The sequence below is a fragment of the Actinomadura soli genome (assembly GCF_005889715.1).
In the GTDB taxonomy this organism is placed as follows: domain Bacteria; phylum Actinomycetota; class Actinomycetes; order Streptosporangiales; family Streptosporangiaceae; genus Spirillospora; species Spirillospora soli.
Map to the genome: position 1 here is coordinate 1 of NZ_VCKW01000303.1, position 8,853 is coordinate 8,853.

Annotated in this window: 7 protein-coding genes; 2 read left to right on the top strand and 5 right to left on the bottom strand. The window is 71.2% G+C overall.

The features are described 5' to 3' along the window. Window positions 1–130: 130 nt before the first annotated feature. From ETD83_RS35955 to pdhA, 4 genes are all read right to left on the bottom strand, one after another. Entirely contained in the window at window positions 131–2,020 is a 1,890-nt protein-coding gene (locus tag ETD83_RS35955) for an amidohydrolase (protein ID WP_138649667.1), read from the bottom strand. Window positions 2,021–2,258: 238 nt separating this feature from the next. After that, window positions 2,259–3,539: a dihydrolipoamide acetyltransferase family protein gene (locus ETD83_RS35960; RefSeq protein ID WP_138649668.1), complete on the bottom strand. Its 1,281-nt coding sequence runs from the start codon at window positions 3,537–3,539 to the stop codon at window positions 2,259–2,261. Window positions 3,540–3,589: 50 nt separating this feature from the next. Beyond that, window positions 3,590–4,600: an alpha-ketoacid dehydrogenase subunit beta gene (locus tag ETD83_RS35965; RefSeq protein ID WP_138649669.1), complete on the bottom strand. Its 1,011-nt coding sequence runs from the start codon at window positions 4,598–4,600 to the stop codon at window positions 3,590–3,592. After that, window positions 4,597–5,694 (bottom strand): pyruvate dehydrogenase (acetyl-transferring) E1 component subunit alpha, encoded by a 1,098-nt coding sequence (gene pdhA / locus ETD83_RS35970; protein WP_138649670.1) that lies wholly within the window; start codon window positions 5,692–5,694, stop codon window positions 4,597–4,599. Before pdhA ends, ETD83_RS35965 begins: the two co-directional genes overlap by 4 nt. Window positions 5,695–5,802: 108 nt before the next feature. On the opposite strand from pdhA, the gene ETD83_RS35975 reads away from it, so the two are divergent. After that, window positions 5,803–6,351, top strand: coding sequence for an Lrp/AsnC family transcriptional regulator (locus ETD83_RS35975; protein WP_230421406.1), 549 nt, complete (start codon window positions 5,803–5,805; stop codon window positions 6,349–6,351). On the opposite strand, the gene ETD83_RS35980 is transcribed toward ETD83_RS35975, so the two are convergent. Then, the gene (locus tag ETD83_RS35980) at window positions 6,333–6,950 is read right to left on the bottom strand and encodes a LysE family translocator (RefSeq protein ID WP_138649671.1); all 618 of its coding nucleotides are present in this window, start codon (window positions 6,948–6,950) and stop codon (window positions 6,333–6,335) included. The two genes, ETD83_RS35975 and ETD83_RS35980, sit on opposite strands and share 19 nt — an antisense overlap. Before the next feature lie 60 nt (window positions 6,951–7,010). Between ETD83_RS35980 and ETD83_RS35985 the strand changes: the two genes are divergently transcribed. Next, window positions 7,011–8,564: an aminotransferase-like domain-containing protein gene (locus tag ETD83_RS35985; protein WP_138649672.1), complete on the top strand. Its 1,554-nt coding sequence runs from the start codon at window positions 7,011–7,013 to the stop codon at window positions 8,562–8,564. Window positions 8,565–8,853 lie beyond the last annotated feature (289 nt).

An 8,853-nucleotide genomic window follows, 5' to 3' on the forward strand; every position in this document is an offset into this window, starting at 1 on the left:
GCTACCGGCGGCTGACCATCCGCTACGAACGCCACGGCCATCTGTTCACCGCCTTCCTCACCCTCGCAGCCGCCATCAGCTGCTATAAGAAGCTCGCCAAACCTTCCACATGAGACACCCTCTTAGCCGATTATCCGAGGATCTCGTCTGAGAGTTGGCAGCAGCACTTGTCACCGTCCGCGCAGTTGTGCGAGGTGGATCCGCCGCTGCGAAGGAACGCGGCGGGCGCTGCGGCCGCGGTTGCGGCGGCGGGACGGGCGGCGGCGTCCGGGCGCTCGTAGACGACGCGGCCGCCGACCAGCGTCGTGGTCACGTGGAGGTCGTCGAAGCCGTGCGGGTCGCGGCCGACCATGTCGCCGTCGACGATGCAGATGTCGGCGACGTTTCCGTGTTCGAGGGTGCCTTTCCAGTGCTCCGCATGGTCTTGCCATGCGCCGAGGCGGGTGTAGGTGGCGAGCGCGTCCGCCAGCCCGATCCGTTCCGCCGTGCCCGCGACGCCGCCGTTCGCGCCCTCGCGGAGCATGGCCGTCATCACGCCGCGCAGCCAGTGGGGCGGCACCACGGGCGCGTCCGACCCGGACGTCACCTGCACGCCCGCCTGCAGCGCGCTGCGGTAGGGCCACTGGTACTCCGTCAGCTCGCGCCCGATGATCGGTTCGAGCACGCGTCCCTGGAGGTAGAGGATCTCCGCGTTCAGGTTCGCGCCGATGTCGTGGCGCGCCATCGTCCGCAGTGTCCGCGCGGACGGGAAGTTGCAGTGGATCACGTAGTGGCGCAGGTCGGCGCGGCGCCAGTGCCGTCCGCCCGCCTTGATGTACCCGGCGACCGTCGCGTCGGTGGTGGCGTCGCCGCACGCGTGCGTGCCGATCTGGAGGTCGGCCTGCACGGCCATTTTGATCATCTCGTGCAGGTTCGCGAGCTGCTCGTCCGGGGACGCGCCGTCGATGGTGAGGCTGCCGTTCGCGCCGTTCAGGTAGGGCTCGTTCATCCAGGCCGTCCGGAACCTGGGGATGCCGTCGGCGAAGACCTTCACTCCGGCGACGCGCAGCGTCCGGGGGTCGACGTCGCGGAGGGGCTCGTACTCGGCCAGGACGTCGCGCAGCGACTGCGGCCCCCGGCCGCTTCCCAGCAGGGCGGTGAGACGCAGGGGCAGCGCACCGGAGCGTGCCTTCTCCGCGTAGAGGGCCAGGGTCTCCAGGTTGATGCCCGGCTCGGTGGTGCTGGTGACGCCCATCGCGTGCAGGACCTTGATCCCGGCGTCGATGCCCTGCGAGCGCTCCTCGCGGGTGAACGGCGGGACGATGCGGCTGACCAGCCCGGCCGCGCTCTCCCGCAGGACGCCCGTTGGCTCGCCGGCGGCGTCCTTGTCGATGACGCCGCCGGGCGGCGGGACGGTGTCGCGGGTGATCCCGGCAAGCCGGAGCACGATCGAGTTCACGGCCGTCGCGTGCCCGGAGAAGTCGCCGAGCACCACCGGATGGTCCCCCGAGACCGGGTCGAGGTCGGCGGCCACCGGCGGGCGCGGCAGCCGGAGCTCCTGCCAGCCCCGGCCGCGGATCCACGAGTCCGGGGCCGGCGCCTCGCTCGCCGCCGTCCGGACGACGGCGACCAGCTCCTCGATCGTCGCCGTATCCACGTTGATGTTGAACGGCGGGACGCTCAGGCCCTGCGAGGCGAGATGGACGTGCGAGTCGTTGATGCCCGGCAGGACCGTGCCGCCGCCCGCGTCGAGAAGCTCCGTCCTGGGGCCTTTGTGGCGCCGCACGTCGCGGTCCGATCCGACGGCGAGGACGCGCCCGTCCCGGATGGCGACGGCCTCCGCCTTGCGGAAGCGCCTGTCCAGGACGAGCACGCGCCCGTTGTGGATGATCAAGTCGGCGGCACGGTCACGTCCTGCGCCGCCCGCCGGGGTCGGGTCCGCGTGCGCGGTCGTGGCCTGCAGCATTCCCGCGGTCGCGGTTCCGGCGGTCACGACCGCGGCTCCGCGCAGCACCTGGCGACGGTCCATCTCGGGGGCCATGCGAGCTCCTCGTCCCTGGTCTCGGCTTTCACCGGTGTGCGCCGTCCTGCGCGCGAACGAGGCACGCCGCGACGGGGCCCACGGGGAAGGTCAAGGAATGGAGGGGATGTCGAGACTCAGTTTCGACACGTGGTGTTGATAAAGTCAACACCTAACCGAGGGCATGACCCAGAGAAAAGCAAGTAGAGGGCGATGCTGGTTTTCACCTGTTGATAACCTCAACTAGTCGGGCGCCTCGCTAGAGGTGGGTGACCAGGGTTTCGGGGTGCTCTGTGCAGTCGGCGACGAAACGCAGGAAACCGCCGGCCACCGCGCCGTCGCAGACCCGGTGGTCGAAGGTGAACGACAGCTGCGTGACCTGCCGCGGCCGGACCTTTCCCTTCCACACCCAGGGCTTCTCGGTGATGCGGCCGACGCCCAGCATCGCGGCCTCGGGGTGGTTGATGATCGGGGTGGAGCCGTCCACGCCGAACACGCCGTAGTTGTTGAGCGTGAACGTCCCGCCGGTGAGGTCGTCCGGGGACAGGCGGCCCTCGCGCGCCTCGTCCGTCAGCCGCGCGAGCTCCGCGCCGAGTTCGGCAAGCGTCAGCCGCTGCGCGTCGCGGACGACCGGCACCACGAGACCCCGATCGGTCTGCGCCGCGAACCCGAGATGGACCTGCGGCACCTGGACGATCTCGTGCCGCTCGGCGTCCACGTACGCGTTCAGCTCGGGGAAGCGCCTGAGCCCGGCCACGCAGATCCGCGCGAACAGGGCCAGCATTCCGACGCGCGCCCCGGGGTCGGCTCGCTGGACGTTCTTCTTGAGCTTGACCAGGCGGGTCGCGTCGGCGTCGACCCAGGTGGTCGCGTCCGGGATCTCGCGGCGGCTGCGGGACACCCTGTCCGCCATCGTCCGGCGGACGCCCTTGAGCGGGATGCGCACCTCGTCCGCGTCGCGCTTGGGTTCTTGTGGACGCACCGCCGGGGGCGCTGCGGCGGCGATCGCGTCTTCGACGTCCTTGCGCAGGACGACGCCTCCCGGGCCGCTCGGGGTGAGCGCGGCCACGTCGATGCCGTGGTCCTTCGCCAGGCGGCGCACCACGGGGGAGATGACGCGTGGTGCCTCGTCGCGCGAGGGCGTCGGAGTCGGGACCGGACGTCGGGAACGGCGGGCCGCGGTGGTCGTCGTTCCGTAGCCGACGAGGACGTTGCCCGAACCCGCCCGTTCCTCCTCGCGATACCGCTCGGCCGCCGTTCCGTTCGTCTCGGTCGCCTTTCCGTTCGTGCCGGGTGCTGTTTCGGCGTTCACCGAGATGAGAGGGGCACCTACGTTCACGACGGTGCCCGCCTTGGCGTGCAGTTCCGCGACCGTCCCGGCGATCGGGACGGGGACGTCGACGGCCGCCTTCGCGGTCTCCACCTCGACGACGACCTGGTCGACCGTCACGACGTCGCCGACCGACACCTTCCATTCCAGGATCTCGGCCTCGGTGAGCCCTTCGCCCAGGTCGGGCAGCCGGAAGATCGTGTCGCTCATGCCTGCTTCCTGTGAGGGGGCGACCCCCCACTCCCCCCGGTTCGCTTCGCTCATGCCGCACCGCCGATGTTCAAATACCGGGTGTCCGGACGGTCGTCGCGCTGCAGGCGGTCGAGGGCGTCGAGAATGCGGTCGACGTCCGGCAGGTGGTGCTGCTCCAGCATGGGCGGCGGGTACGGGATGTCGAAGCCGGTCACGCGCAGCACCGGCGCCAGCAGGCTGTGGAAGCAGCGCTCCTGGACGCGGGCCGCGATCTCGGCCCCGACGCCCGCGAAGCCCGCGGCCTCGGCGACCACGACGCAGCGGCCCGTCCGGCGGACGGACGCGGCCACGGTCGCATCGTCGAACGGGACGATCGTGCGCAGGTCGATGACCTCCAGGTCCCAGCCCTCCGCCGCGGCGGCACCGGCCGCTTCCAGCGCGACCGGGACGCCGGGCCCGTACGCGACGACCGTCGCGTCGGCGCCGGGACGCCGGACGGCGGCGCGGCCGAACGGCTCGGTGCGGTCGAGGCGTTCGATGTCCGACTTCGACCAGTACAGCTTCTTCGGCTCCAGGAACACGACCGGGTCGGGGTCGTCGATCGCTTCCAGGAGCAGTGAGTAGGCGTCTTCCACGGTCGCGGGCGTGACGACCTTCAGGCCCGGCGTGTGCGCGTAGTACGCCTCGCTGGAATCGCAATGGTGCTCGACGCCGCCGATTCCGCCCGCGTACGGGATGCGGATGACCAGCGGCAGTTCGACGCGTCCACGGGTGCGGTTGCGCATCTTGGCGACGTGCGAGGCGATCTGCTCGAAGGCCGGGTAGGCGAACGCGTCGAACTGCATCTCCACGACGGGACGGAATCCTCCCATCGCCATTCCGACGGCGAATCCGACGATGCCCGATTCGGCGAGGGGGGTGTCGAAGCAGCGGTCGTCGCCGAATTTCGCGGCGAGGCCGTCGGTGATGCGGAAGACGCCGCCGAGCGCGCCGACGTCCTCGCCGAAGACCAGGACCCGCTCGTCGCCGTCGAGGGCGTCCTGGAGAGCCGTGTTGAGCGCCTTGGCCATCGTGATCATGACGGCGTCCCCTCGGTGCGGAGCTCGGCGCTGAGCAGTGCGCGCTGCTCGTCGAGCTGGGGGGTCGGGGTGCCGTAGACGTGGTCGAACAGGCCCAGTGGGGCGAGGTGGGGATCGGCGTTCATCCGGGTCCTGAGGTCTTCGGCGAGCTTGTCGGCCTCCGCGGTGAACGTCGTGATGTCCGCGTCGGTGAGGTGTCCGCGCCGCCGCAGGTAGCTCTCCAGCCGGGCGATGGGATCGCGGTGCCGCCATTCCTCGGCCTCCGCATCCGTCCGGTAGCGGGACGCGTCGTCGGCGTTCGTGTGGGGTTCGAGCCGGTACGTGTGCGCCTCGACGAGGAATGGCCCGTTCCCGGCCCGGGCGTGCTCGACGGCCGCCGACAGGACGGCCAGCACGGCGACCGGGTCGTTTCCGTCCACCCGCTCGGAACGCACCCCATAGCCGATTCCCTTGTGGGCTAGGGAGGGCGCGGCGGTCTGGCGCTCCAGCGGCACCGAAATGGCGTACTGGTTGTTCTGGACCAGAATCACCAGCGGCGCCTTGAACACCGCGGCGAAATTGAGCGCCTCGTGGAAATCGCCCTCGCTCGTCGCTCCGTCGCCGACGCAGACGAGCGCGACGCGTCCCGTCCCCTTGCGCCGTTCCGCGTACGCGAGGCCCGCCGCGTGGACGGCCTGCGTCGCGAGCGGGGTGCACTGCGGCGCCGTGTGATGGCGCTGGGGGTCGTATCCGCAGTGCGAGTCGCCCCTGAGCAGGGAGAGGACCTCGACCGGGTCGATGCCGCGCGTCACCAGCGCGACCGATTCCCGGTAGGTGGGGAAGAGCCAGTCGCCGTCGTCCAGGACGAGCGCGGACCCGACCTGGCACGCCTCCTGCCCGTGGCTGGACGGGTAGACGGCCAGCCGTCCCTGCTTGGTCAGCGCGGTCGCCTGCGCGTCGAACCGCCGTCCGACGACCATCGCCCGATACGCCCGGCGCAGCAGCTCCGTATCGGGCACCGCGTAGTTCGTTCGCTTCCGCGCCGCCGCACCGCTGTCGGTCAGGAACCGCACGGGCTCCGCCGAGGGAAGCAGCGCCTCCGTCCGACCCGTCATCGACTCCACCTCCGCATTCCATCGATGCTAGAAATATGAACCGATGGGAACAGAAGTCTCAATACCCCGTCAGAAGTCAGGACACTTGGCCTCAGCTGGGGAGGTTTCATGGACCAGATGTCTTCCGGGACGCCGCTGCCGCCCGGTCTGACCGGACGAACGCCGGCCGCCGGACGGACCCCCGCGGCCCTCGACGACCTCGACCGCGCGATCCTCCGTGAGCTGGTCGCCGACGGGCGGCTGTCCATGCGCGCCCTCGCCGAGCGCGTCAACGTCTCCCGCTCCAACGCCTACACGCGGGTGGAGCGCCTGATCGCCGACGACGTGATCACCGGGTTCACCGCCCGGGTGAACCCCGTCCGGGCGGGCCTCGGCACCGCGGCCTACGTCCTGGTCAACATCGAGCAGAACTCCTGGCGGAAGGTGTCGGCCCAGCTCCGGGAGGTCCCCGGCATCGAGCATCTGGCCTTCGTCGGCGGCGACGTCGACCTGATCATGCTGGTCCGCACGCCCGACAACGCCTCGCTGCGCGACATCGTCCTGTCCCGGATCCACACGGTCGAGGGGGTCCGGTCGACCCGCACCTGGCTGATCTTCGACGAGACCTCGCCCGGCCCTTTCGGGGGCGATGGGGCTGGTCAGGCGGCGACGGCGTAGGCGGCCAGGGTCAGGTAGACGCCGCCGATGGCGTAGCCGTAGCGGTGCGTCGAGCCGGAGCGGCGTCCCAGCCAGCGCCGGGCCGCGCCGCCCACGACGGCGTAGCCCGCGTCCAGGACGAGGGCCAGCGCGAAGAACACCGCGCCGAGCACCATCATCTGGGCCCGCGCCCCGGACGTCCCCGCGTCGGCGGTGACGAACTGCGGCAGGAACGCCAGGAAGAACAGCGCGACCTTCGGGTTGAGGACGTTGACCACCACGCCGTCCCGGAACACCTTGCGCAGTGGGAGCGGGCTCGCCCCGCCGCCGAGGTCCAGCTCGGAACGCCGCAGGACGGTGCGCACGGCGAGGTACAGCAGGTAGCCGACGCCCGCGAACTTCAGCACGTTGAACGCGACGGGCGAGGCCGCGATCAGGGCGGACACGCCGAGCACCGCGAACGCGATGTGCGCCAGCGTTCCCGTCTCGACGCCGAGGGCGGAGACGAGGCCCGCGCGGTATCCCTGGGCAGCGCTGCGGGTCATGATGTAAATCCCGTTCGGGCCGGGGATCACGATGAGCGCGATGGACGCCGCGGCGAAGGCGAGGAGGGTGTTCATGGCTGTTTCGCTCCCTGGATCGGAGGCCGCCCGTTGCGGCGTTACGGCTAGCCTGACGCCATGAACGCGGGCGAACCCGGGCCAATCGGACCGCAGGTGGACCGCTTTCCCGTCGCGTCCGATCGGCTCCGCGAACCGTCCGACCTCGCCGAGATCCTGGGCGACTGGATGAGCGGGGCCGGGCCGCTGTACCGGAAGCTCGCCCAAGCCCTCCAGCGGGCCGTGCACGACGGGTCGCTCGAACCCGGCGAGCGGCTGCCGTCCGAGCGCGCTCTGGCGAAGGCGCTGGTCGTCAGCCGGGCGACGGTGGTGACCGCGTACGACGAGCTGCGCGGGCTCGGGATCGTCGACAGCCGGCGCGGCAGCGGAACCCGGGTGGTCCGGCAGCCGGGCTCGTCCCGTCCGGGCGCGGACGGCCGCGTCCCCGGTGGGCGGGCCACGGCGATCATCCAGCGGTTGATCGACGGGCCGTCGAGCGGAGCACGTCCGTTGCATGGCGGTGGGCGGGGGCCGGAGGACGGTCCAGCCGACGTGATCTCGCTGCGCCACGCGATGGAGGGCGCGGTGCCCGAACTCGGCGCGGAACTGGCGGCGCTCCTCGCCGAAGACCTCCCGGCCCTCATGCGGGACACTGGCTACCACCCCAACGGGCTGCCCGCGCTGCGGCAGGCCGTGGCCGTCCGGCTCACCGCCGCCGGGCTGCCGACCGCGTCCGAGAACGTGCTGGTCACGACCGGCGTCACCCAGGCTCTCGCGCTGACCGCGCAGATGTACCTGCGGCGGCGGTCGGTGGTCGTTGTGGAGTCTCCCGGCTGGCCCGGCTGTTTCGACGTGTTCCGTGCGGCGGGCGCGCGGCTGGTCGGGGTGCCGATCGACGACGACGGCATCCGCGTCGACGAACTGGCCCGGACGTTCGCCGAACACCGTCCCGACCTGCTGTACGTCATGCCGACCGTGCACAACCCGACCGGCACCCTGATGTCGGAGGGACGCCGCCGCAGGGTCGCGGAGATCGCCGCCGGGCACGGCGTGCCGGTTCTGGAGGACAACGCGTACGACATCGGCGGCGCGTCCCGGCCACCGCCGATCGCCGCGTTCGCGCCGCGGGGGGCCGAGATCCTGTCCGCGGACTCGCTCGCCAAGTCGGTGTGGGGCGGGCTGCGCACCGGCTGGGTCCGCGCCCCGGCCGGGACGATCGAGCGGCTCGCCCGCCACAAGGCGCTGGCCGACCTCGGCAGCCCCGTCCTCGACCAGGCGCTCGCCGCCCGGCTGCTGCCCCGCCTCCCGGAGATCGCCGAGGCGCGCGGCGCCGTCCTCCGCCGGCGCCTCGACCATCTCACCGCCCTCCTGGCCGAGCACCTGCCCGAATGGCGCTTCCAGCCGCCCGCCGGCGGATCCGCCCTCTGGATCGAGCTGCCCGGACGAGACGCGAGCGCGTTCGCGCAGGTGGCGCTGCGGTACGGCGTCGAGGTCGTCCCGGGCGCCGCCACGGACCCGACCGGCGCGCACGACGGCTACCTGCGGCTGCCCTACACCTTCCCCGCCGACGTCCTGACCGAGGTCGCCGCCCGCCTGACCGCCGCCTGGAGATCGCAGCGTAAGTCGGCATTTTGATCCACAAAATTGGCGGCCACCATTTTTGCATTCATTGACATCTTCCTTTGCTTTCCGCTGGCATGCCGAGTGGATAACTATTCATGACAGAGAGTAGTGACCACGTCCGGCACGGCACCGGGCTCTGCTCGCCGCCCTCACCGTCGCCGGCGGCACACTCGCCCCCCGGGCGAGGACGTTCAAAAAAGTTGTGGAAGATCGATGAGTTCTCGCGGCGGTGCCGGTCTAACCCGGCATGACGACTGCACAGGAACCCCCCACCGGTAGCACCTGTGCCTTATACACATCT